The 22,781-nt window shown below is 63.8% G+C and carries 15 protein-coding genes; 5 read left to right on the forward strand and 10 right to left on the reverse strand.

Annotation, left to right across the window (positions count from 1 at the left end):
* Positions 1–72: 72 nt before the first annotated feature.
* From HG800_RS25235 to HG800_RS25245, 3 genes are read left to right on the forward strand one after another with little or no spacing between them, the layout of a single operon-like run.
* Positions 73–1,092, forward strand: coding sequence for a DUF1559 domain-containing protein (locus tag HG800_RS25235; protein WP_182830392.1), 1,020 nt, complete (start codon positions 73–75; stop codon positions 1,090–1,092).
* A 39-nt stretch (positions 1,093–1,131) separates the two neighbouring features.
* Positions 1,132–2,730 carry a DUF1800 domain-containing protein gene (locus HG800_RS25240; RefSeq protein ID WP_169980844.1) on the forward strand — a complete coding sequence of 533 codons (1,599 nt, stop codon included), beginning with the start codon at positions 1,132–1,134 and terminating at the stop codon, positions 2,728–2,730.
* 47 nt (positions 2,731–2,777) lie between these two features.
* Complete coding sequence (locus HG800_RS25245) at positions 2,778–4,043, forward strand: DUF1501 domain-containing protein (protein ID WP_169980846.1); 1,266 nt, start codon at positions 2,778–2,780, stop codon at positions 4,041–4,043.
* Between the two features lie 91 nt (positions 4,044–4,134).
* On the opposite strand, the gene HG800_RS25250 is transcribed toward HG800_RS25245, so the two are convergent.
* Positions 4,135–4,599 carry a PEGA domain-containing protein gene (locus HG800_RS25250; RefSeq protein WP_235963955.1) on the reverse strand — a complete coding sequence of 155 codons (465 nt, stop codon included), beginning with the start codon at positions 4,597–4,599 and terminating at the stop codon, positions 4,135–4,137.
* A gap of 362 nt (positions 4,600–4,961) precedes the next feature.
* Between HG800_RS25250 and HG800_RS25255 the strand changes: the two genes are divergently transcribed.
* Positions 4,962–6,455 carry a leucyl aminopeptidase gene (locus tag HG800_RS25255; RefSeq protein ID WP_169980848.1) on the forward strand — a complete coding sequence of 498 codons (1,494 nt, stop codon included), beginning with the start codon at positions 4,962–4,964 and terminating at the stop codon, positions 6,453–6,455.
* 171 nt (positions 6,456–6,626) lie between these two features.
* On the opposite strand, the gene HG800_RS25260 is transcribed toward HG800_RS25255, so the two are convergent.
* The 9 genes from HG800_RS25260 to HG800_RS25300 form a co-directional block, all read right to left on the reverse strand.
* Positions 6,627–7,088, reverse strand: a complete 462-nt coding sequence (locus tag HG800_RS25260; RefSeq protein WP_235963956.1) for a hypothetical protein — start codon at positions 7,086–7,088, stop codon at positions 6,627–6,629.
* Between the two features lie 277 nt (positions 7,089–7,365).
* Positions 7,366–9,390 (reverse strand): PQQ-binding-like beta-propeller repeat protein, encoded by a 2,025-nt coding sequence (locus HG800_RS25265; protein ID WP_169980850.1) that lies wholly within the window; start codon positions 9,388–9,390, stop codon positions 7,366–7,368.
* A gap of 59 nt (positions 9,391–9,449) precedes the next feature.
* Complete coding sequence (locus tag HG800_RS25270; protein WP_169980852.1) at positions 9,450–11,165, reverse strand: S41 family peptidase; 1,716 nt, start codon at positions 11,163–11,165, stop codon at positions 9,450–9,452.
* Between the two features lie 600 nt (positions 11,166–11,765).
* Positions 11,766–12,581: a sigma-70 family RNA polymerase sigma factor gene (locus HG800_RS28335; protein WP_315852105.1), complete on the reverse strand. Its 816-nt coding sequence runs from the start codon at positions 12,579–12,581 to the stop codon at positions 11,766–11,768.
* Positions 12,582–13,214: 633 nt separating this feature from the next.
* Positions 13,215–15,851, reverse strand: coding sequence for a peptidylprolyl isomerase (locus HG800_RS25280; protein ID WP_169980854.1), 2,637 nt, complete (start codon positions 15,849–15,851; stop codon positions 13,215–13,217).
* A 276-nt stretch (positions 15,852–16,127) separates the two neighbouring features.
* Positions 16,128–16,847 carry a hypothetical protein gene (locus HG800_RS25285; protein ID WP_169980856.1) on the reverse strand — a complete coding sequence of 240 codons (720 nt, stop codon included), beginning with the start codon at positions 16,845–16,847 and terminating at the stop codon, positions 16,128–16,130.
* Positions 16,848–17,049: 202 nt separating this feature from the next.
* Positions 17,050–18,810 carry a hypothetical protein gene (locus HG800_RS25290; protein WP_169980858.1) on the reverse strand — a complete coding sequence of 587 codons (1,761 nt, stop codon included), beginning with the start codon at positions 18,808–18,810 and terminating at the stop codon, positions 17,050–17,052.
* 245 nt (positions 18,811–19,055) lie between these two features.
* Complete coding sequence (locus HG800_RS25295; RefSeq protein WP_235963957.1) at positions 19,056–20,084, reverse strand: S1C family serine protease; 1,029 nt, start codon at positions 20,082–20,084, stop codon at positions 19,056–19,058.
* An 86-nt stretch (positions 20,085–20,170) separates the two neighbouring features.
* Positions 20,171–21,244 carry an FAD:protein FMN transferase gene (locus HG800_RS25300; RefSeq protein WP_206352454.1) on the reverse strand — a complete coding sequence of 358 codons (1,074 nt, stop codon included), beginning with the start codon at positions 21,242–21,244 and terminating at the stop codon, positions 20,171–20,173.
* A 130-nt stretch (positions 21,245–21,374) separates the two neighbouring features.
* Between HG800_RS25300 and HG800_RS25305 the strand changes: the two genes are divergently transcribed.
* Positions 21,375–22,436: a formylglycine-generating enzyme family protein gene (locus HG800_RS25305; protein WP_169980862.1), complete on the forward strand. Its 1,062-nt coding sequence runs from the start codon at positions 21,375–21,377 to the stop codon at positions 22,434–22,436.
* The last annotated feature ends 345 nt before the right edge of the window (positions 22,437–22,781 follow it).

The following is a 22,781-nucleotide window of genomic DNA, read 5'->3' on the forward strand; positions in this document are numbered from 1 at the left end:
GATCGCCGTGCGCGCCGACGTCAACCAAGTTCCAAGGTTCCACAACGACTCAAGGAAAACGGAATGCATCTCATGAAGCGAACCCGCGGCTTCACGCTCATCGAGTTGCTGGTTGTGATTGCCATCATCGGGATCCTGATCGCCCTGCTGCTGCCAGCGGTGCAATCGGCCCGCGAGGCGGCCAACCGGATGAGCAGCCAGAACAACCTGAAGCAGATGGGCCTGGCCCTGCACAACTACGAGTCGGGCGTCGGGGCCCTGCCCGGCTTCGGCGAATCGACGGCCTTCGGCTACTCGGTCCATGCGCGGATCCTGCCCTACATGGAGCAGGAGAATCTGCGGACGTTGATCAATTACGAGCAGCCGCTCTACGTCGGGTCCGGCCCCTGGATCAGCCTGAATCCCGTGCAGGGAACCGCCGCGCAGACGATCATCGGCGGCTTTCTCTGCCCCAGCGACGCTCAGGAGCCGATGTTCGATCAGTACTTCGGCGGTCGGATGGCGGGCACGAACTACGTCGTCAACATGGGGTCGGGCACAGGGCTGTTTTACGACATCAACTTCCGGACCGATGGCCTCTTCTGGAACGGATCGGCGGTTCGGCTGGCTGACATCCGAGACGGACTGTCGAACACCATGGCCGTCTCGCAGTGCTTGCTCGGGATCGGGTTCGACTCCGAAGGCCCCATGCCGGCCGAAGCCGGCCGACAGACATCCAACCTGGGAGCTATCCTGCGGACCAACCGGGGCAATCCCGGCCTGGTGATGGACGGTCAACCGGTGGTCAATCCCGACCTGGCGACCTTGACCGCGTCCACAACCCGATGGCGAGGCGATCGTGGCTACTCCTGGATCTCGGGTCGTCAGGTGCCGGTGGCCTTCGACGCCTATCTGGGCCCCAATAGCCGGATTCCCGACGTCAGTGCCCACGGGCGCGGATGGACGGCCGCCCGGAGCAACCATCCCGGCGGGGTGAACGTCCTGATGGCCGACGGCAGCGTCCGGTTCGTCAAGGACACGATCAATCTGCTCACCTGGCGGGCCCTCGCCACCCGGGCCGGCGGAGAGGTCATCTCCGCCGACCAGTTCTGATCATTCCCATCGAAGCCAATCGCTCGCAAGGAACACCTCATGAAACGCGTTCGAGCTTTCCGAGCTGTCGAGGGGAATTGCCTCGATGCCACGTCGGCCGCTCACCTCCTCAGCCGTGTCGGTTTCGGCGGAACTCCCGAGGAAATCCAACGCCTGGTCGATGTGCCCGTCGATCAGGCCGTGGCCTGGTTGCTCGATGCCGCAGAGGCCGCCGAGCCTCCCCAGCCTCCCGCCTGGGTCCGCTCTCCCTGGGTGAACACCGAACGACGCTTCGCCGACACCCCCCGCGAGGAATCGGCCGAGAATCACCGAAACACCCGCCGCCGCTACGCCTCTGAGATGAACGATCTCCGCTCCTGGTGGCTGGGTCAGATGATCGCCTCAGAAACCCCGTTGCGCGAGGTCATGACCCTCTTTTGGCACGGTCACTTCACCAGCGCCAACGACAAGGTCGGCATTTCGCAGGCCATGTACGAGCAAAATGCCACTCTCCGACGGCACGCGCTGGGGAACTTCCGGACCTTGCTCGGCGACATCACTCGAGATGCCGCCATGATGATGTACCTCGATCTGGAAGACAGTGACGCTCAGCAACCGAACGAAAACTACGCCCGAGAACTCTTTGAACTGTTCACCCTTGGGATCGGTCACTACACCGAGCGCGACATCCAGGAAACCGCCCGGGCGCTGACCGGCTGGACCCTCGACGTTCCTCCTGGCGTGGCAAAGCCCGACCGGCCCACCGAGCCGGGCACCCCGCGTAACTTCTCCCGAGACGGCCTGCATCCCACCTTCGTCCCCGACCGTCACGACGACGGCGAGAAGACCATTTTCGGCCAGTCGGGCCGCTTCGGGCTGGAAGACGTGCTCGATCTGGTCGTCTCTCGTGAGGAAACGGCGCTCCATCTGGCGACCAGGCTCATCGACTTCTTCGGCGTGTCCGACCCCGAAGGAACCTTACGCCCTCGCCTGGCCGCCGCCTTCCGGGAATCCGAATTCGAGATCCGCCCGGTCCTGCTCGCCCTGTTCACCGCTCCCGAATGTTACGACGAGTCCTCCCGAGGAACCTTGATCAAGAGCCCCGTTCGCTTGCTCGTCGGGGCCTGCCGACAGCTTCGCCTGGAGGTCGAGCCCACCCCGAGCCTCGCAGAGCTGACCGCCGCGATGGGCCAAGCGCTCTTCGATCCGCCGAACGTCAAGGGATGGCCCGGCGGCCGGGCCTGGATCGGCTCGGGGACGCTCGCCGTGCGATACCAGCTGGCCGATGCCCTGCTGGAAAGCCGCATCCCCGCCGGCCTGGAGCCGATCGGCTTCGATCGATTCCTCCTCGTGCCGCGCGACCCGTCGCAGATGCAGGAACGCATGGAACGCATGGAACAGGCCATGGCCGATCGCAGCACCGAGCGGAACAAGGACGGGATCAAAACACGTTTTGACGCCGATAGCCTGTTTCCCGACGGTCCCCCCGAATCTCCTGTCGCACTGGTCGATGCGATGCTCGACCGCCTGATCGTCACCTCGGTGCGAGAGACGACCCGCAAGGGCTTGATTCGCGCCTGCCAGACGGCTCCGGCCGCCGACCGCCCGGCGGTGGTTGCCCGCCTGATCCTGGCCTCTCCCGAATTTCAGATGGCCTGACGCGATCCGATTCCCGAAGATTCTCGACCAGACAGGAGTACATGATCATGTTGATTCAGATGGGCCGTCGAGCCTTTCTTCAACGAGCGGTGGGGCTGGCCGCACTCACCGGGACGGTCCCGGCCTTTCTTCAGAAGACTAGCCTTGCCTTTGACGGCGACCCGAGCCGAGACGTCCTGCCGATCCCCGGCCTGAACGACAACCGCGTCTTGGTCGTCGTCCAGCTTGCCGGCGGCAACGACGCTCTGAACACGGTCGTCCCGTATCAAGACGATGCCTACTACCGGGCCCGGCCGAACCTGGCGATCCCCTCGGCCGAGGTCCTTCGCATCAACGATGACCTCGGTCTCCATCCCGAACTCGTCGAGCTGCGCGGCTTGCTCGACGATGGCAATCTGGCCGTCGTCCAGGGGGTCGGCTATCCCAACCCCGATCGCTCGCACTTCCGATCGACCGAGATCTGGGAAACTGCCTCCCCTCCCGAAACCGCCTGGACCGACGGCTGGCTCGGCCGATACTTCGACAACGAGTGCAGCGGTGTCAATTCCCCCATGATCGGCCTGCAACTCGGCGAACGACCGGCCCAGACGTTCGCCCACCCGAGGCCCCGAGCGGTCACGATGGCCAACCCCGCCATCTTCGACTGGCCCGACGAGGGGCCGCTCGGCCTTGGCTTTGAACAAATCAATCAGGTCGAGCCGACCGGCCTCGACGAGCTCGATTATGTCCAGAGAACGGCCAACGCCACGCTTGCCGCCTCCCGTCGCATCCGGGAGGCGATCCAGAACGATCCGACCGAGGCAAGCTACGCTCCCTTCGCCTTCTCACAATCATTGAAGCTCGTCGCCCAGATGATTGCCGCCGAGGTCCCGACACGCGTCTACTACGTCTCGCTCGGCGGCTTCGACACTCACGCCCGCCAGGACCGACGCCACGCCAGCCTCCTCCAGGAACTGAGCCAGGGGCTGGCCGCCTTCCGGAACGACCTGGCCGCTCGCGGCCATCTTGACCGCACGCTCGTCATGACCTTCTCGGAATTCGGGCGTCGGGTCGCCGAGAACCAGTCAGGGGGTACCGACCACGGTACCGCCGGCTCCATGCTGCTGATGGGCAGCGAGATTCGTCCCGGATTGCTCGGCGATCGGCCCGACCTCTCCCGGCTCGACGACGAAGGCGACCCCCGCTTCACCGTCGATTTCCGATCCGTCTACGCCGCCGTGCTGTCCGACTGGTTTGGCGCCGATGCCGAGGCGATCCTCAAGACCCGCTTCGAGCCCTTCCCCATCCTCGATCCCGCCCGGACTCGCGTCTGAACCCGTCTCGATCGCATCCCCCTGCGGTCCATTGAGGGGACGGAGATCCGTCCCCTCAATGCCGAAGGACCTTGATTCCGGCGATCCGAGATCACAGCGCGAAGAACCGGAAGAACCCTCCGGGACGTTCGGGAGGGGGCACCTGGGCCTGCTGACGAAGCTGTTGGCCTCGGCCGACGAGGTCTCCGGTTTCGGGAGAGACGGCTGGAGCCATCGTGAACCGGAACTCCCGTTCGTCTCGAAGGGTGAACGGGACAAGGTTTTCGGTGAAAAAGCCGGTAAACGCGTTGTTCCACCAGGGGGCTCTGATCGGCAATTCCGTGTGAATGGTCTCGTACCCTTCAGCCTGGATCGTCACCCGGCGGTCGCCGTAGTATTCGTAGCTGACCGAAACCGGGCTGATCCCCGATTCCTCGCCATTGACGAACACCAGGGCCCCCGGCGGATCGGTCCGGATCGTGTAGCGCCGTTCGACACAGCCGACCGCAGTCAGACTGAACAGGAACAGAGCCAGGCAGCTGGCCCGTCGCATCAAGCAGTTCGGGCGCGTCAGCATCGGTCGACCTCCGCGTTCTCCCGATCCCTCGGCAGGTTTGATTCGACCCGCAAGCAAACGCTTGCCGACGTCGAAGGTTCCCCAGGGGCCGGGTCCGATCGATCGGTTCAACGTCACCGGGCGGAGCGGGAGGAGTCGCAAAAGGAGGCAGGAGCCAACGGCCCGGGGCGAGCCAGCGCCCGAAGCGGTCGAGGGCGGTCCCTCGTTCCTTCGGGTCGAGACATGCGACGCGAAGTCTAGCCGGATTCGAGCCATCCGACAAGCCGGCTTGGCGCACGCGACAGGGGTGAGGAAGATGAGGACCCTTCAGCCCTGGTTCTCCCGATCGCCACACGATTCGACCTCGGAAGGAATGCGTCTCGATGAACATCCGGATCGTCTCCGATAACCCCATCCAGCTTGAGGTAGGCTGGCTCGTGGTTGGCATGTTCGAAGATCAGCCCGAACCGCCCTCCTGGCTCTCGGAGACCCCTGGGGCCGAAACCGTCCGCCGACTCATCGCCTCCCGAGACCTCTCGGGAGGCTTCGGCGAGGCCTCGGCAATTCACGCCGTTCTGAGTCCGTCGAACGCCTCGATGCTGGTCGTCGGGCTTGGCCCGGCCGACCGCTTCGGTATGGGAGAAGCCTTTGATTCGGGAGTCCTCGTTGGCAAGCGACTCGGCGGGCGATCGCGCGACTCGGTCGCCCTGGTCTTGCCCGACGTCGGGAACCAGTCTCCCTCGATTGCCTCAGCGATCGTGCAAGGGGTGATCGTGGGCACCAGCGGCCCCGGCCTGGCGAAGTCCGAGCCCGCCCGATTCCCAATCCAGGAACTCCAGTTGAGTGTTTCCCCCGGCTCGTCTGCTGATCCCCACCCGATCAAGCAGGCCGTCCACCGCGCAGAAATCATCGGCCAGGCGATCAATCTGGCCCGAGAGCTGGTCAACCTGCCTCCGGCCCGGAAAACTCCCTCGCTGCTGGCCGACCGAATTCGGACCGAGGCCGAGCAGACGGATCTCACCGTCACCGTCTGGGACGACGATCGCATTCGTCGCGAGCGCTTCGGCGGCTTGCTCGGCGTGTCGGCCGGATCGGACGAGCCGCCGGCCTTTGTCATGCTCGAATGGCTTGGGGCCAGCGATCCGCAGGCGCCGGCCCTGGCCCTGGTGGGCAAGGGGATCACCTTCGACTCGGGCGGACTCTCCCTGAAGCCCTCGGCCTCGATGGAAGACATGAAGGCCGACATGAGCGGAGCGGCCATCGTCACCGCCGCCATGACGGCCATCGCCCGCCTCGAACTGCGGGTCAACGTCCGGGCCTTCCTGCCGCTAGCCGAGAACATGACCGGCGGTCGCGCGATGAAGCTCGGCGACGTGCTCACCATGCGGAACGGCAAGACCGTCGAGGTGATGAACACCGACGCCGAAGGGCGCCTGATCCTCGCCGATGCCCTGAGCTTCGCCGCAGAACAGGAGCCGTCGCGCATCATCGACCTGGCCACGCTGACAGGTTCCTGCATGATCGCCCTCGGGCCGAAAGTCGCCGGCCTCTTCACCAACGACGAGGCGACAGCGCAGGCCGTTCAATCGGCCGCCGAGGCCGTCGGTGAACGGCTCTGGCCCTTGCCAATGGATGCCGATTTCCGAGAGTCGCTCAAAAGCCCCGTGGCAGACCTCAAAAACGTCGGCTCAAAGTGGGGAGGAGCCAGCATTGCCGGGAAGTTCCTGGAGGAGTTCGTTGGAGGTCGACCCTGGGCTCACCTCGACATCGCCGGCCCCGCCTGGGCCGACACCGACTCCTCCACCCGTGATGCGGGCGGTACCGGCTGCTTCGTGCGGACCCTCGTCCGGCTCGCCGAAGACGGGCGATCGTCCTGATCCACCGCGGGTCAGCTCTCCTCGGTTTCCGTGATCCGAGCCAGGCGACCAGCGTTTGCCTCACAAGGCGCAACGAGGGCCATGAAGCCTCCTCCTCAACCTGCAGGAGGTGCGGGGCTTCATCCCTCGCAATGGCTCAGCCAGACAAGTGAAAGCCGGTTTCCCAGGAGATCAGTGCGCCTGAGAAAGACGAAACGCGAACTTGCACTCAATGCGCCGGCTGTTGATGTCGATCGCTTCAAGGATGTCGATCACGTCGTCCGTGGCGATTCCTTCGTCGATCGCCCAGTTGAGGATGTCGAGGTTCTCGTCTCCGCGCTTGATCCGACGGAAAATCTCGTCGAACAAGGGGCAAGAATCCCGAAACTCTCGCTGCAGCAGGCCGTAATCTTCGCGGTCCAGTTCGATCCAGAACGCTCGGCCCTGAAGATGTTCGAGCCATCGCTCACGAAGAAACCCGTTCCAGTGTTCACGGACCCAGCAGCGGATGGCCCAGTCGCCCAGATCGCGACCGGCTTTCTCGCTCATGATCCACTTGAACTTGCGGGCCTCTTCCTCACCTTCGGCGAGAAGACTCAGTGGCGTGGGGGCTCGATGTATATCCACGGAGGGGCTGCTACACAACGCCATCATGACCTCCAGGCCATCCTGGCCCACTGCCTCAAGAGGAATGAAACCGGGTGATTTCCGCTCGCCGAGACTCCCACGACTAAGGTAAGGCAACCTGACAGGATTGCCAGGTGGTTAGGGTTAAGTGTTCGCGATGATTGCACGCACCTGAAAGGAAGGGTTTGGGCCACTATAGCTCTGATTCGCACCAGCGCCAACCATCTTTCTCGGAAAACCAGAACGTCCTCACAATCCGACCGATCGGATGATGGCTCAGAACAACATGACCCCGGAGGTCGAATCACGGATCGCCTGCGTCGGAGGCTGTCCCGGCGTGCGGAAACCACGCCAGGTTTCGACCAATCAGGAGGGCAACTCCCGATCGCCCCGCCGCCAAAGGCCCTCGGGGCGAGTCCGTCAAGGCGCGCCATCGGACCCGCCCGGAAAGATCATCGCAGATCAAATGCGGGCCTCGGCGAGAGATCCGAAGCACCTCCCCCTCAGCTCCAATGCTGAAGATTCCCGGAGCGACCACGTCTCGCCCCTGAATCAGCGCGCGACCCGTTCCATCGTACGCAATCGCCCGACCATCCGGGGCCGAGACGACCACCGCCGTCCCAACTCGCTCAAGTTGCCAGGACTCCCAGGGCACCGGCGATTCCCAAAGCACCCAGCCCCTCTCGTCGTGCCCTCGAAGGATCTGGCGATGGCGGGCCAGGGTCAGGAAAGCCAGCTCGGACGATGCTCCTTCGGGGGCCGAAGCCAGCCCGAGCGGCTCTTCAAAGCTCGTATCTGGACCCTTCACCGGGTTGCCGGCCGGATCGAACACGAGCAGGCGGCCGTCGTCGGTCGTGACCGCAGTCAGTCCGTCCGGGCCGATCGCCAGTTCCTCGACTGCCGAAGGCAACTCCTTGCGCCAGATCCAGCGGCCCGCCGTGGTCGCCCTGCCAAGCCGGTCGCGTTCCTGCACCGCCGCCAGACCGAAATCGTCGGGGCGAATTTGGAGATGGGTCAACTGCACCAGGTTCAGGTCTTCCAAACGTCTCCCGGCGTTCCTCCTCGCATCGAACAGCAACAGCTCCCGGTCAGTCGCCGCCGCGATCCATCCCGAGGCCGTACGCAAGAGACGACCATTTCCCGCGATCGGTGGTGTCTTGCCCAGACTCTTGCCGGTGATGGTGAATAGCTCCAGCCGGTCGTTGCTGGTCATCAAGCCGATCCGAGGAGGATCGTCAAGCACCGCCAGCACGGCGGTCTCAGCCCGATCCTCGCTCTCGGTCGCCGTCAGCGACCAGGCCGGAGTCCGCATTGGACTGGCCGCGGCAGGAGACGGACGAACCGCCGACCGAGCCGCCGGTGAGGGGCGAACCGCCGACCGAGCCGCCGGGCTTTGCCGCTCCGAAGCGGCCGGGCGGCTCGATTCGTCCAGGTCGATCCGCGACACCTCACCCGTCGCCTGCCCATACACGAGCCAACGCCCAAGAGCGTCGATTTCGAGCGCCACCGCAGGTCGAGGCAAGGCGGTCTTCCACCGAACATTCCCGGCGCGGTTCAAGAGGAACAATTCCCCTTCCTGGGTCGCCGCGGCCAGTGTCCGGCCGATGAAGTCGGGCACGGCATTGACCGCCGTGCCGCCCAGGTGATAGGCCCCTTCGCTCCGGCCCTTGGCATCGAAGCGCTGAATGCCGTGTATGTAACAACTGGCGATGATCGTCCCGCCGTCGCCGGTCACGGCCAATCGGCCGACGTTCGAGAGCAGCGACTCGCGCCAGGCAACCTCAGCGAACAGTTTCCCCCGACCGCTCGGGTACAAATCCATCCCGAACAACGAACCGTGCCCGGCCGCTCCCAGGAGCCTCGGCTGCCCCGGAACAAACACCAGATGGGCCAGCGGTTGCATCGTCTCGAACTCGCCGGCCTTGCGGCCGAACCGGGTGTAGAGATGCGTCTGATCCATGCGAGAGGAGACAGCGACAAATCGGCCGTGCGGATCGACGGCAATGGCCAGCGGGTCGGCAACCGTCTCGCGATCGGCAATCAATTCCAGCTCTGAACCGAACAGCCAAAGCCGGCGCGATTCCCCGAGCAAGGCCACCAGTGAGCCGTCATCACTGACCGCTCCGGCCTGAATCCCCCCCGGAGCGCGCACGGCCCAAATCCGATCGCCGTTGAGGTCCGACATCACCAGGCCGTCCACCTCGTCCCAGGTGATGATCCGACCGGCCTCCCGCATCAAGCCCAGCCCTTTCAGGGGAGCGTCGGTCACGACGGTCCAGGCCAGGCTCGGTTGCATCTGCGCGCCGGTCGAAGCATCGGACACGGACATGGTCGAACGTCCCTCCTTGAGTCGGGCCTCACACCCGGCAACGGTCACCGCTCACCATTCTATCGAGCGTTGCCGACCAGGTCTTCGGCCAGGGCCCTGCGAATGGCGATTCGAAGGGCCGGGTCACGCTCCGGATCACCGAACGGAATCGGAGCCATCGCTTCGGGGGTCCGGTCAGACGCCGGCCGGGCCGACGAAGCCACCTCGACATCCGGAGAAACACCGTGCTCGCTGTAAGGCCGGTCGTTGGGCGAGTAGAACTTGGCGGTCGTCAGCTTCAAGGCCGCATCAGCCGATCGAAGCGGATAGATGCTCTGCACCGACCCTTTGCCGAACGATCGCTCGCCGATCACCAGGGCGCGGCGGTGCTCCTTCAAGGCCCCGGCCAGAATCTCGCTCGCACTGGCGCTGTCACCGTCGATCAGCAGCGTGACCGGCATCCGCCACGGGGTCGCCTGTGTCGCGACATAGTCAAACGTCTGACCCGGAGCCCGTCCCCTCGTGGCAACGATTCGACCGCGATCGAGGAACCGGTCGGCCAGCTCGACCGACACATTGAGCAAGCCGCCGGGATTGCCTCGAAGGTCAAGGACCAGATGACGCATCCCTTTCGCCTGAAGGTCAGCCACGGCCCGATCCATCTCCGCCAGGGTCGTTTTCTGGAAGCTGATCAACCGAATGAAGCCGACCCCACCCTGGAGCAAGGCCGTCGTCTCGACGCTCCAAACTTCAACCGGACGGCGGACCAGATCCACGACCCTCGTCTGGCCATCAATTCCCAGCACGTCCACCTCAAGCCCGGAATTCTCGACCCCCTGGAGCATGCCGGCCGCCATGTCCAGGCCCAGGCCGTCGAGCGGCTGTCCATCCACCGCCACAATCTGTTCACCGGGCTTCAACCCGGCTTCCCAGGCCGGACCCTCTCGAATCACGTTGACCAGCAGCAGCCCCCGCTCCGATCGTTTCAACTCAACGCCAATCCCGACAAAGTTGCCATCAATCTCGGCATAGAGATCCGACAGCTTGTCGGGCGTCAGACAACCGGTGTAATCATCGAGCGCATCGCATGCTCCATAAACGAATTCGAGCACCACGGCGGCCTCGGGCAGCCCCAGGGCTCGAACCCCCAGGTCACAGGCGGCTTCCACCTGAGCGTTCGCATCGGCTCGGCTCTGCGCCGCAAGCCTCGCTCGCTGCGATCGAAAGGCATCACGAAGCCATCGAACCCGCTCAGCCCTCTCCGAAGCGTCTATCCGGTGTGCTTCCAGGAACACCGGGTCGCGCAGTGCCACCTCCAGATTGTCGTAACCGTGTCGCAGCAGAGGCTCGAACCGAATCGGATCGACATACCCCGTCTCGATCCGTTCCAGCAGTTCCTGATAGAGTGCCATCACATCTGATCGGGGAAGCCGCAGCAGGACGCTTCGGAAGCTCCGATCCTCGTAGCGGCGACCCAGCCGGTAGTGCGTCTGGCAGAGCCGCAGGCGGTGCCGGAAGTCGGTCCGGCTCGGCCAGCGTTCCAGCGCCTGCTCGTAAAGGTCCATCGCACCGGACCAGTCCCGAGCCCGTTCGCGTTCCAGGGCCTGGGCCAGAGCATCATCGGGAGTTCCTGGCTCGGCTGTCGTCGACGCCTCTACCCGAGGGGACGATTGCCGGACGCTCAGGACCCCGTCTTCGGCCTCGATCGCCGAGTTCGCCGCCATCGGCGAGGCAGGCATGAAGGCCAACGCCAGAAGGAACAGTCCCGCCAGGGGACCTCGAAGCAGGGCGAGCATTGGCCACGATCCTCCCGCTTCGGATCGCGTGCGGGATCGATCTCAAAAGACGCTGGCCAGGGAAGATACCGCCAGTTCAGCTCGCCGTGGACTCGTACCGGACTGGGACGATCGGGGTCGAGAATCGCAAGCGGGGACCACAGACCAGGTCTTCCGTGATCCGTCCGCGCACCGATCCGTGGCTGCACGTCTTGAGGAAGTCAATCACCGAGTGGGGAAACGCTTCGTAGTTGCCATCGCAGCACGATGCACGCCACATGCCAGACACGGTTCAGGAACCTTCTCAGGGCAGGCAGCGACAATCGTTCCACCGATCAGATCCGGGCAATCACTTGTTCGCGAACGCCCGTCACAATGTAATCTATCATATCGACCTGGCTCGAACAGGTTCGATTCACTCACGAGGAGCCACCTCGAATCGGCACGATCGGCACCGTCCGGAGAACCCGCCTGCCGCCCCTCAAGAATTGCTGAAGTTCCATCCCAAGCGTTGTACGAACGACCGTCGGGCGTGCCTTTGTTTGTAAGAATGTCGCCTCCGTGCTCCCCCGTCCGCCCCGGGGGTTGACGCAAGTCCCGGCCCGGGTGTTCCCCACAGGGTCAGGCCACCGGTTCCAGTTCCAATGCGCCGAGGAACGATCGCAGCTTCTGAAAGGCCCGCGACTTCTCATTGCTGACCGTCTTGGCGGCCACTCCCCATCGCTCGGCGATCTCAGCCGGCGTCTCTCCCTTGAGGGTCGCCCGGATCAGGTCCGCCTCTCGAGCATTGAGACTCTGCTCGATCGCCTCTCCGAGATCCTCGACCCAGTCTCGTTCCCGGTACGGAGCCGAGGGATCATCCGGACTCTCATCGAGAGATCTGAGCTTTCGCTCGCGTTGTGCCCGTTTCTTGGTCGCGTCGATGGCCCGGAAGAACGTGGTCCCCTCGTTCCGCTCCCGGCTGAAGACCTCTCGGATGCCCAGCACCCCGACGGCGATCATCAATTCATCGAAGCCCGACCGCCCCAGTTGCTTCAGCAGGCTGACATAAACCGCCTGAGTGCAATCGTCATGCTTCTGCGGAGGTAATCCGGCCCGCATCCAGGTCCGCGCCAGATACCGATCAAGCTGCGAAAGCCCCCCTCGAATCGATCTGGAATCCGCATCCGACGCTTCCTGATTGTCAATCGCCTCCGATCGTGAGGGGGCGAAGAACTCCGACGAGAAGGTCTGATCGATCGCCGCATCCCAGGCGTCCGAATCGATGGTTGGCTCGGACACCAGCGGCGGATCGGACAAAGCGACCGACAACGCCCCATGCTCGGCCGGAACGGCCGGAGGCGAAGCCATCAGGCCGCTTAGCAGCCGCAATGCCTCTAGCCCCTCGACCCCCGGGCGATACGACCGTCGCGCCTTTCGCGGGACCTCATCGCTCACCGTTTCGTCCCCCGTTCCGATCTGGTGTCATCGCCGGTCACTCCCTCCAGCCATGACTGCCGATCCCCTCACCTCGCCATCGAGATTCAGGCGGAGCTGCTCAACCACGACCGATCATCCTATCGAAACCGCAAATCTCGACGAGGCCAATTCCCCTGCCCGCTTGCCAATTCCAGGACGCAACAGTCCATGCATCCAATCAAATCCTAGCAGGGAGAGTTGGTTCGGTCAAGCCTGCCGTATCAGGCTTAATTTCACCTTAAGCCATCGAAGCCGATCGAGGCGGCGATTTCTGATCTCACCCTTGTGAGACGGGAGAAGAGCTTGGTGCGGATCGTGATTCAAGACCGCGAACGCAAGGGGCCGGAGGCAAGACCGGGAGACAACCTAGTCCGGTGCGTGTCGATTGTCCCGCAGTCGGCTACCGAGCCGGAGAAAGTTGTCTCCGTCGCTCACGCTTGATGGAGACGGGTCGTTCGAGAAACGCTCGACGCAGTGACCAAGGAACCTGAAGGACGAACCGGCAGCGCGGACGTCGTCCTCCACGAATGCACAGGACCGAGTCGCTCGAACCAATCGAGCGACTCGGCCTCATCTCAGGATTGCAAATCGTAAGTGATTGCCAGACCGCGATCAAGAGCCCTGATTGCCGCGGTTCTGGATCGCGGCGAGCCGTTCGGCCCGTCGTTGCTGAGCGGCGAGAATCGCCGGCGATTGAGCCGGGGTCTGGCCGACTCCGGACGTGTCGGGAACGTTGAACTCAGGAACGGTCACGTTCGCTCGACGAGGGTGCAGGACGATTCGCCCCTGAGCCTGGGGAGGAGGGGTCGGAACCGGCACCAGGCGATCCCGGACAAACCGGAAGAACTGCCCGGTCGGAGGAATCCCCTGGTCCCCCGCGTGCTTCCCGACCTGAGGATACAGGTTCGGATCACCTGCGAAGACCAGGTCATCTCCGGGGCTGGGCAGGAATCGCACCCGTCCCATGCGCCCGATCAAGGCATCGCGTGATGCCCCTCCGCGGAGCGTATTATGACCAAACCAGCCGTGTAGTCGGGTCGGCAGGTCGCCGGCCTGAAGCTGATTCTTCCCGCCGAGCCCACCGTCGAGCGTTGCCAGCAAGGGAACATCGGGCGCGATAGTGATCGTGTCACTGGCCTTCGTCCCGTAGACGACCACCCGTTCCAGATCACTGACCAGCGGTCGCAACGAGTCGACCACCCCGTTGACCGACACGGAAACCCGGCCGCCGACCACGCTAACGTTGATCGTGTTCGGGTCGGGATTGACCAGCCGACCTGGAGGCGGGGTCACCAGCAGTACGTTGCCGATCTGCCGAACCGCTCCGGTGATGGCCGCTCCCGTCACGGTGAACGTCACGGTCGCCTTCGCGCTTTCGAGCCCCGACCCCGGCTCGCCGATCTGGCGAACCTGGAACTCCAGAGTATCGGTCCCCACAAACCCGGTTGGTGGGGTATAGATCAACGCCCCGGTGGCGGCATCGAAGTTCGAAACCGTTCCCAGCGTACCAGTGGTGTCGAGAATGTACGTCAGGGTCTGCCCGGAGTCCGCGGTCCCTGGAAATCCGGTCAACTGGACCGGGACCGGATCGTTGGGCGAGATGGTCAACAGTTGCGACTGTGCCGTGGGGGGAACCGCAATCGGGGTGCCACCCTGAACCGTGATCGACACGTCGGCCGGCGTGCTGGTCAGATTCGGCGTCGGTGCCCCAACATCCGTCACCCGGAACCCAAACGAGTCATTCCCCTGGAAGTTGGTAAACGGCGTGTAAACCAAGGTTCCCGTCTGGGCATTAAACTGGGAAATCTGCCCATGAACCGGAGGTCCGGTCAGTTCGTAGGTCAGGGTCTGCTGCGATGACGGGTCCCCGGACTGCCCAGCCAGCTGAATCGTCACCGCCTGATTCTGGTTCGTCTGGACCGAGACGGGGGTGGCCGTCGGCTGGTTGTTGGTCGTGACCGTCAGCGTGATCGCTTGAGTATCAAAATTGCTCACGGCGTCGAGCGGGGTGTTCGGGCCGCCACGGTTGACCTGATCGCGGACCCCAACCAGCAGGTCAATCACCCCTTCAAATCCGGCGTTGGGCGTGATGGTTACCAGTCCGTTGGCATCGACGCTGGCCGTCGCATTCTGGACCGGGGCGAACGTCCCTTGCGGCGACACCCCACCACCGACGGCGTAGGTCAACTGATCACCCGGGTTCGTGCTCACGGCGTTGAGCTGGAACTGCACCGGCTGGTTCGGCAGGGTAATCTGATCGCTGACCGGCCGGAGGAACGGCCGCTGGCTCTCGGTGTTGGCGATCACGTTGACCTGGAACGTCTCGACATCCGTCGACCCATCCGACGGAGTGGACGCCGTAACCGTGATCGTCGCCGACTCTCCCGCCGCGGCCGACGTGGTGTTGATCAGCACCGACCCGTTCGGGTTGGACTGACTGACGCGCGTGCCGGTGATCAGAATCGGAGACACCGGCGTATCGCTCGCGTTGCGAGACACCTGCGTCATCCGTTCCAGAACGTCGGCCCCTTCGATCAATTGGCCGAAGATCGTATGGTTGAAGTCAAGGAACCGGGGAGAGCCCGTCGTCACGAAAAACTGCGAGCTATTCGTGTCGTCTCCCGCGTTGGCCATCGCCAGCTGACCCTGACCGTTGAAGACCAGGGGAGCGCGGAACTCGTCGTCGAAGGGGAAGCCGGGTTGGTTGATCTCTCCCGTTCCGTTCCCGTTGACCGAACCGCCCTGAACGATGAACTGGTCACCCGGGAAACCCTGGGCGACCCGGTGGAAGTTCTTGCTCGGCAGATTCGTGAAATTCGGGTTCGGATTCGTCGTCGGCGAGGTGTAGAACCCCTGGTTGACCAGCGCGAGGATCCGACGGACCGTCACCGGCGTCAACTCGTCAAAGAGCTGAAACGTCATGGTCCCGGAAAAGGCCGGGTCTCCGGCACCGCTTGACTCATGAGAGACGTCAATCGACAAGAACGATCCGTTGACGACCGAAACGCCGATGTTCGGATTGCTCGACGTGGCTGTGAATTGCTGAGCCTCGGTCCCCCCTTCCAGGGGAACCACCCGACCCAGGTCGGCCGCGACCGAGAGGTTCGGAATCGGATTGAGCGAGGCAACGAGCATCTGACGAGGCTCAAGCCCTTCGAGTCGTGGGCGACGAGCCCGTTGCCGATCGGCTGCCGAGCCGCCGGCCCCGAACCATCGTCGGATCGACCCGCCACGATTGCGATCCCGCATCGGACTCCTCCCGACCTTCGGCCGTTCCCTCCACGCGGGCAGGCCATTGGTGCCACCGCGCGATCGTCTGACCTTCTCGATCGGTTGATCCGGTCGCACAGCTTGAGCCGAAGCTGCGCAAAGTGACGGCCGCGAGGCCGGGGCCTGGGCCGAGCCCCCGCCACAAGCTCCCCGAACCCGCCCCGGGCGGACGCCTCGGGGCGGCACACCCAAGCATCACACACACTCATGCATTCGCAAGGCCCTTCGCGACCTGAGTCCGCCGCCCCGCTGCGGTCAGTGCGCCTCGGGGTCGTGGGAGTAATTCACGAAGAACATGCCCGAGCCGGTGCCGCGGATGCGATACGCCCCGGACCTCCCCTGGCCGGCATCCCAGAGGTGGACGACCGTACTCCTCTGCTCTCCGAGGCTACGCGTACCGATCCCGTGGGCGCACTTGCCGACCACCCTCCCCGAGGCCTCGTCCACGATCTCGACGTCCACGAATCCACCTTCATAGTGGTAGAACGCAAGATAGGTATCGAAGTCGCCCGTGAGGTGGACGACCGTGTCAATGCGGCCCGTGAATCGCCCCGAGATCGCGGGAAGCGTCTCGATCCTCGCGGGAACAGCCTCCCGATGATTCGTCTCAACGACCCGAGGCGCCTCGTCGGCGGGATCTTCCCCCCCGGGCGGGCGGGACCAGCGGCCGCCATAGAAGCGGATGAAATCCTGGTAGCCGTCCCCGACGTTCTTCACGTAGGCCGAGTCGTCCGTCAACCGGACGAAACAATCGCGCGACTCGTCGTAGAGCAGGACCGCCTCCTCACCGCGAAACATCAGCCGGAAATTGTATTCGATCGTCTCGTCGTTGACCGTGATCCGCTCGACCCAGCGATCTGCAACGTTGGCGCGGAAGTACCCGGCATCATGCACCCAGTAGGTGCGCGTCTGCGCCTGGGCCATCAACGGGGCGCCGAAGACCACCACGAAGCTCAAGAGCCACTTCCGACGCATGGCGCGACTCCTCCAAGGCGATCAGGGACAGCACTCCCGCCAACAGAACGGTAAGATCAGTGTATGTGGCTCCGACGAGCTTGACAAGTTACCGGGCTGCCGCCGCCCGTAGCCCAGCCGGGGCGAAACGCAGAACCGCCTCGCCCCCGGTCGGGGAGCGAGGCGGTTCAAGGATCTCGTCGTTTCGTCTGGCCTGGGGAGATCAGTTCCCCTTCGGAAGCGAGAACTGGATGATCATCAGGCCGTCATCCTCCATCACGCTGTAGCTCCCCCCCTGGGTGAGGTACTTGGCGAAGACGGAGAACTCCGGAATCTTCTCGATGTCAATCAGATCCGAGAGGTCCGGCACCTCTGCGCCACCGGCGTTGCCGGCAAGGTCCAGCGCTTCCTGGAACTGGCCGCTGGTGACCGTGTTGTACACGGCTCGCGCCTGTTCCTCGGGCCGGTTGTAGGCGAACGTCGAGACCTGAGTCGGGAACTTCGAGGCCACACTCTGGAACTGAGCGTCGTCGGCCAGGCTGCTGCCACCGCCGCGAAGGATCTGCTCCAGAAGCTGGGCGCGACCCGTGGCGAACAGATAGCCCTTGGCAATCGCAATGCTCACCTCACCCGAGAGCTGCATCTGAGGAGCTCCCGGCGCGGCCGGCAGTTCCGGAAGCTCAACGTCGTAGATCGTCGTGCCCTGGAAGTCTCGCTTCTTCGGATTCGCGCCGGTGATGGCGAAAATCTTGTTCAGCGTGGTCTGGAAGGTTTGCTCGTCGTCCAGCTCGACCGCAATCAGCGCTCGCTGACTTTCCGCGTCGATTTCAGCCCCTTCCCCTTCAAAATCGGAGAGAATACTGATCCGATCACCGAGCGGACCGAAAATGTCTTGCTGGAAGCGAATCGTCTCACCGTTCGGACCCTGCAGGCCGCGTTCGACGTTCTCGAGCGCGCCGGGCAGGAACATGTTCACCAGGTCGCCCAGCGCCGTGTAAGCCGCGTTCAGATCCCAGCTAATCGTCTGATAGCTGCTGACGTCGGCCGGAACCCAGGCTTCAGGAGTCGGGGCGATCGGCGGCATCTGCACCAGCCGAAGGATCCCAGCGCGAGGGCCAGGGGCGTAAACAAACGTCTTGGAGATCGAGTCGTAGTCGCCGGTGGCCAGATCCAACGTGCCTCCCACCGCCTTGAGCTGATCAACCCCGAGCGTCCGCAAGAGGGCTTCCGCCTGACCGGCCTCTCCCCCTTGCTCGGCGGCCGCCTGGATCACCAGTTGCAGCGCCTGCTGGACATCGATGTACCAGCAAACCTGGCTGTCGGTTCCCAGCTTCGCACCGATGGCCTGATAGCTTGCGCTCGCGGCCAGCGAATCTTCTCGGCCGTCGGTATTGGCCAGCAGGTCCTTGACCCCTTCGACCCCTACGCCGATGAAGTAAACGCTTCCCTCGTTGGTCCAAACCAGCGGCGGGCTGTCCTCGGCCGGCGGCTGGATGATCGTCAGGGTCTTGCCCTGGAACTCCTCGGTCCGAGACTGACCGCCGGCTTCCTGAACGAGCTGATCCGTCCCCTTGGTCATGATGTCGTTCATCCGCTCGGCGTTCTCACCGGCGTCGGCGACCAGCAAGACGGCGATCGGCAGCACATCGTCACGGCGGGTCACGGCCAACCAGGCCGCTCCCTGAGGCGTTTCGAGCAACTCTTCCAGGCTCACGCCAAGCCGTTGCTGCAGCTCATTCTCCAGATCCGCCAGTTTGGCGCGAACGTCATCCTTCAGCGGCTCCATGGCCGGATCGGCCAGCAGCTTGCCGATCTGACTGCGGCCGAGGGCCTCACGCAGATCGCTAGCACTCTTGGCCTTGACGATCGCAACCGTCGAACTGGGCAGCGCGTTCTCGTCGGGGACTTGCGCCGCCACCGGAACCGCCGCTGTCAAGATGCCGAGCAATGCCGAGCCGGCGAGTACCCGAATCGGGAATCGCATCGCGCTTTTCTCCTTTGAACAATTGAGGAAAACTCACCAGATGACCCCCACGCGAGCCGATCATGGCATCGCGAACACCAGAGGGTCAGGGGGGACGGACAAGCCTGAATTCATCCGTCAGCACTCAAGGTCCGCCCCTTCTCACGACGAAAGGCCGACGCGAATCACGCCAACCCATGTGTCTGTTGCTCCCGGCAATTCTGATGCCAGGTGTTCGATTGATTGATCCGACCGCAGAATCTGCGCTACTCCCTTGATTCTCGATCAGGTGATCCCGCCTCGACGGACCCCTGCTTCGCTTCGGCGAACGTTTCGGCTCGGCGACGGCGGGGCGGGTCCAGATAGCGGTAGCCGCTGTTCGGATTCTCCTTGTCGTACGCGAACGCGTCTCGGTTCTTCAAGAAGTCTTTGAGGTAGTTGATCGGAATGGCGAACCCAAGATTATCCCCTTGCGAGGCCTTCATGTTGGTCACGCCGATCACCTCTCCTCGAAGATTAAACAGCGGACCTCCGGAATTCCCCGGATTGATGGCCGCGTCGGTCTGAAGATACACCAGGCCCTCGAAGTTCCGGTTCAACGTGCTGAGAATCCCCTGCGAGACGCTCCGCTCCAAACCCAGCGGGTTTCCCACCGCAAAGGTCCCGTCTCCGGCATCAAGGTCATCGAGCGTACCCAGCACAACGTGTTCGAGTTTCAATCCCTCCTGAGCCGGCAATTTTAACAAGGCCAGATCGAGGAACGGATTGACCGCGACAATCTGGACGTCATCAATCTTCCGACGACGCCAACCGCTTGACGTGCGCTGATAGAGAATTGCCGAGATCCGCGTTTCCCCTTCGATCACATGATTATTGGTCACGGCAAAGCCGTCTGGGTTGATAATAAACCCGGAGCCGATCCCCGAGGGGGTCTCAATCGAGACCACCGCCTCACCAAACTGGTTCACCAGTTCGTTGACCGGCCGAGGTCGCAGTAATCGAACTTCGAAAAACCCGTCGCTCGGCGACGTCGCATCCCCCGCAACGTTCAGCGATTCGGGCGCGGTCTCTTCAGGAGCCCCTCGCCGAAGGATTTGATCCCGAGGAACCTTGATCACGTCGTAACCCACATCGAGAAACAACGCATCAGGCTTTTCGGCCAGCACCTTCCCGACAATTTGGTAGCCGTCGTTCAGCACAACGCGCTCCACGTCCTGAAGCGCGGCTCCGTCCGACGGAACCCCCAGAAGCAGCCAGCTCACCGCCAGAATCACGGGCAACGTTCTTGGCAGCATAGACAATCCGTTTCTGCGAATGCGTTTGCGCATATCGACCTTCCTGATGCGAATATCCCGCCATTGTAGAATGACGGTGCCACGATTCAAGACTCCGGCGGTCCCAGGCTCGTGACCGGTTCCTCCACGTCGGGACGCTCCGTGAGCATCGCCTCGAATCCCGAGGTCTGGTCAACCTGATACCGATTCTGGCCGTCCTCGGCTGCAACGATCAACGCCTCAACCCCTTCCGCCTCCTCCGCCAGCTCAAGACCACGCTGCGGACCCAGCACCGAAAGGGCCGTCGCCAAACTATCCGAAGTCGTCCCGTCCCGTGCCACTACGGTGACACTACTCCGGCCGGTCAGGCCCAGTCCCGTCCTCGGATCAACAATGTGCGAGTAGCGAACTCCGTCGATCTCGACAAACCGTTCGGCATCCCCGGAGGTCGAGACCGCCTGATTCCGCATCGAGAGAAATCGCCTCGCCCCCCCCTGCTCCTCAGCGTCGATCGACGCGATCCCGATGATCCAGCCCGATCGCCCCGGAGGCGGATCACCCACCACGATGTCCCCTGCTCCGGCCACCAGCGCCCGGGTGATTCCCGAATCCCTCAGCACCGCCAGGGCCGCATCGCTCGCATATCCCTTGGCGATCCCCCCCACGTCGAGCCGCATCCCTGGCCGGGCCAGGCGGACGGTTCTCGCCTCGGCGTCCAGTTCCAGCCCTTGCCAGCCGATCCTCCCCAGCGCCTCCTCAAGCTGCGATCGGCTCGGTAATTCCCGGTTCCTCCTCGCTCGCCTCCAGAGCTTCACCACCGGGTTGATCGTCGCGTCAAACGCCCCATCGGTCTGCTCCGAGAGCGCCCGAGACCGCGCCAGCACCTCAAAGAGTTCCGGGCTCACGGGCACGGGAGGCCCGCCGGCCTCGTCGCTCAGCCGCATCAATTCGCTGTCGACCTTGTAGTCGCTCAGCGTCTCGTCAAGGAAGGCGATCCGAGCAAACGCCGATCGGGCCGCACTGCTGGCGAGGTCGCCATCGTTGCAGTAGATTAGAATCGTGAACTCGCTCCCCATGTGGGTCTCACGGAACTCGAACCGATCGAGTTCCGCCTCCCCGCGGTCCTCAACCGCCAGGCTTGATCCCACAACCAGGAGCATCCCGAGCAGTCCCACGCTCATCCACCGTCCTCCCCGAGGACCGAAGGCCGTCGCTCCGATCGCCTTGAGCCCTTGGCCTGGTGTTTCGATTGGTCGAGTTCGTTCTCGCCGCCTTCGACCGTTCCCGTCCGCCCGAGGAGTCCATCCTACGATGATCATCCCGCTGTCGCACGGCAGGACTGGTATTCTTGCCGTCGCATGCGCCTTGCTGGTCCTTCCCACCGCCTCCTCCTGGGGGCAGGACCCCACGACCCCGGAGGAAATGAAGCCCTACACGGAGACGATCGCCGGGACCGACATCACCTTCGAGATGGTCCCGATCCCCGGCGGCACCTTCATGATGGGCAGCCCCGACGACGAGGCCGACCGCACCGAGCATGAAGGCCCCCAGCACCCCGTCACCATCGCCCCCTTCTGGATGGGCAAGCACGAGGTCACCTGGGACGAGTACGACGAGTTCGCCTTCAGCTTCGACCTCCGCCGCAAGGAACGCGAAGGCGTAGACCGCGACGCTCAGCCCGAGGGTGAACGCAACGCCGACGCCATCACCCGCCCCACCCCCCCCTACGCCGACGAAACCTTCGGCCTTGGCCGCGAAGGCCAGCCGGTCATCTGCATCACCCTCCACGCGGCCATGGAATACTGCCGGTGGCTCTCCGAGAAGACCGGCCACACCTACCGCCTCCCCACCGAGGCCGAGTGGGAATACGCCGCCCGCGCCGGCACCGAAACCGCCTTCCACTTCGGCGACGACCCGGCCGAGCTGGAAGAGTACGACTGGTTCTTCGAAAACTGCGAAGGCCCCCAGCCCGTCGGCCAGCTCAAGCCCAACCCCTGGGGCCTCTACGATATCCACGGCAACGTCGCCGAGTGGGTCCTGGACCACTACATCGAAGACCTCTATAGTCAGAGGTCGCAAGACTCTCCAACCGTCCGACCGGTGGTCGTGCCGGACGCGTTCGAGTATCCCTACATCGCTCGGGGAGGCTCGTGGGACTTCGACGCCTACGACTGCCGCAGCGCATCCCGGCACGTCTCCAATCCCGATTGGAGCGTCCAGGATCCGCAGCGCCCCCAGAGCATCTGGTGGCACACCGATGCCACCTTCGTCGGCTTCCGGATCGTCCGGGCCTTCGAGGAACAGCCCGAGCTGATCGACTTCAAGTCGCCAATCATCAAGGGCAAAGGCCCGAAGCCCGACGACACCCAGTAACCAACCCCGGCCAGGATTCCAAGCCTTCTGTGCGTGTTTCGCGAAGGATGACTTGCGATTGCCTTGCCTGCAACCCCTTCGCCTCCCCTGCACACTCTCCCGCTTCCGTAGGAGCGCGAGCCGACCTCGTTCATCCCCTCCCAATCCTCTCCCCCGCTCGCGGGGGAAAGGGTGGCCGCAGGCCGGGTGAGGGGGTCCGCTGCCCGAACGCCATGTCTTGCGATCCAAACCAATACCCTTCACCAAGGTCTTCTCCCTGCTCGCGCGAAGTGGGGGTCAGCGGAATTCCACCCTTGCCCCCACCGGCTCGGCAGCGGAAGACAGAAGTCCGGGTGAAGCGGTGGC

The sequence above is a fragment of the Tautonia rosea genome (genome assembly GCF_012958305.1).
Classification (GTDB): Bacteria; Planctomycetota; Planctomycetia; order Isosphaerales; family Isosphaeraceae; genus Tautonia; species Tautonia rosea.

What these genes read in the sequence shown, in the direction of transcription:
- HG800_RS25265 (WP_169980850.1), bottom strand. Translation starts at nt 9,390, where the DNA reads ATGTCCGTGTCCGATGCTTCGACCGGCGCGCAGATGCAACCGAGCCTG.
- HG800_RS25235 (WP_182830392.1), top strand. Translation starts at nt 73, where the DNA reads ATGAAGCGAACCCGCGGCTTCACGCTCATCGAGTTGCTGGTTGTGATT.
- HG800_RS25300 (WP_206352454.1), bottom strand. Translation starts at nt 21,244, where the DNA reads ATGAGCGTGGGACTGCTCGGGATGCTCCTGGTTGTGGGATCAAGCCTG.
- HG800_RS25290 (WP_169980858.1), bottom strand. Translation starts at nt 18,810, where the DNA reads ATGCGATTCCCGATTCGGGTACTCGCCGGCTCGGCATTGCTCGGCATC.
- HG800_RS25260 (WP_235963956.1), bottom strand. Translation starts at nt 7,088, where the DNA reads ATGATGGCGTTGTGTAGCAGCCCCTCCGTGGATATACATCGAGCCCCC.
- HG800_RS25295 (WP_235963957.1), bottom strand. Translation starts at nt 20,084, where the DNA reads ATGCTGCCAAGAACGTTGCCCGTGATTCTGGCGGTGAGCTGGCTGCTT.
- HG800_RS25245 (WP_169980846.1), top strand. Translation starts at nt 2,778, where the DNA reads ATGTTGATTCAGATGGGCCGTCGAGCCTTTCTTCAACGAGCGGTGGGG.
- HG800_RS25255 (WP_169980848.1), top strand. Translation starts at nt 4,962, where the DNA reads ATGAACATCCGGATCGTCTCCGATAACCCCATCCAGCTTGAGGTAGGC.
- HG800_RS25270 (WP_169980852.1), bottom strand. Translation starts at nt 11,165, where the DNA reads ATGCTCGCCCTGCTTCGAGGTCCCCTGGCGGGACTGTTCCTTCTGGCG.
- HG800_RS25250 (WP_235963955.1), bottom strand. Translation starts at nt 4,599, where the DNA reads ATGCTGACGCGCCCGAACTGCTTGATGCGACGGGCCAGCTGCCTGGCT.
- HG800_RS25280 (WP_169980854.1), bottom strand. Translation starts at nt 15,851, where the DNA reads ATGCGGGATCGCAATCGTGGCGGGTCGATCCGACGATGGTTCGGGGCC.
- HG800_RS25305 (WP_169980862.1), top strand. Translation starts at nt 21,375, where the DNA reads ATGATCATCCCGCTGTCGCACGGCAGGACTGGTATTCTTGCCGTCGCA.
- HG800_RS25285 (WP_169980856.1), bottom strand. Translation starts at nt 16,847, where the DNA reads ATGCGTCGGAAGTGGCTCTTGAGCTTCGTGGTGGTCTTCGGCGCCCCG.
- HG800_RS25240 (WP_169980844.1), top strand. Translation starts at nt 1,132, where the DNA reads ATGAAACGCGTTCGAGCTTTCCGAGCTGTCGAGGGGAATTGCCTCGAT.